Below are 1,110 nucleotides of genomic sequence, written 5' to 3' on the forward strand. Positions count from 1 at the left end.
GGGTACTGCCGGGCGCGGACGGCCGCGTCGGGCAGCCCGACCCGGTCCAGCGCGGCGATGGCCTCGGCGGCGGCCGTACGACGGGTCGCCAGGGAGTGGATGCGCAGCACCTCGGCCACCTGATCGCCGATGCGCTTGACCGGGTTGAGCGAGACCGTCGGATCCTGCGGGACCAGCCCGATCTGCGCACCCCGTACGATGCGCAGCTCCGCCTCCGACAGGGTGGCGAGGTCGTGCCGGCCGAAGCGGATCGTGCCCGCGTCGATGGTGCCGTTGGCCGCCAGCAGGCGGGTGACGGCGTGCGCGGTGGTGCTCTTGCCGGAGCCGGACTCGCCGACCACGGCGGTGACTTGGCCCGGCCATACGTCGAGGTCGACGCCGCGGACGGCCGGGACCGTGCCGCCGCGCGTGCGGTACGACCCGGGCAGGCCGCGTATTTCGAGCAGGGGTGTGGTCACGTCCTCACCGTTCTCACGTCCATGTGTCGTCATCGTCGGGACCATTCGCCGTCCAGCGCCCTGGCGATGCGGTTGGTGGCCAGCACGGTCGCGGCGATCGCCAGACCGGGCAGGGCGGTCAACCACCAGGCGTTGGCCAGGTAGTTGCGGCCGTCGGAGATCAACGTCCCCCATTCCGGGGCGGGCGGTGGTGCGCCGTAGCCGAGGAAGCTGAGCGCCGAGACGGCCAGGATCGAGGCGCCGAAGTCCAGCGTGGCCAGGACGACGACCGGCCCCGCCGCGTTGGGCAGGACGTGCCGTCCCAGCACCGCGTACCAGCGGGCCCCGCTTGCGCGGGACGCCTCCACGAACACCGCCTGCCGTACCCGCATGACCTCGGCGCGCGCCACCCGGGCGAAGGAGGCGACGCTGGCGATGCCGACCGCGATCGCCAGAACACATCGCGGCCCAGTTCGTCCGTGCCGAACCAGTGACTGCCGCTCGGAGCGCGGAAGTTCTCGGACGGCACCCCCTTGAGCGGATCCTGTGGGGTGAACAGATCCGGCCAGAACGAGGCCAGCACCACCAGCACGACGACGACGGCCGACAGCAGCAGACCGGGGCGCCGCAACAGGAACCGCAGCACCTGCCGTACGTCGGCACGGTCCCGGCC

1 protein-coding gene and 1 pseudogene are annotated in these 1,110 nt (G+C 72.5%); both read right to left on the reverse strand.

The window, feature by feature from the left end; all coding sequences use genetic code 11:
* Positions 1–491 (reverse strand): ATP-binding cassette domain-containing protein (locus tag TN53_RS40795; protein WP_159038260.1); only part of this gene is annotated, 491 nt, incomplete at its 3' end.
* Positions 488–1,110 (reverse strand): annotated as a pseudogene (locus TN53_RS46210) (ABC transporter permease); the annotation flags it as partial. The pseudogene TN53_RS46210 and the gene TN53_RS40795, both read right to left, overlap by 4 nt.

The sequence above is a fragment of the Streptomyces sp. WM6386 genome (assembly GCF_000972385.1).
Classification (GTDB): domain Bacteria; phylum Actinomycetota; class Actinomycetes; order Streptomycetales; family Streptomycetaceae; genus Streptomyces.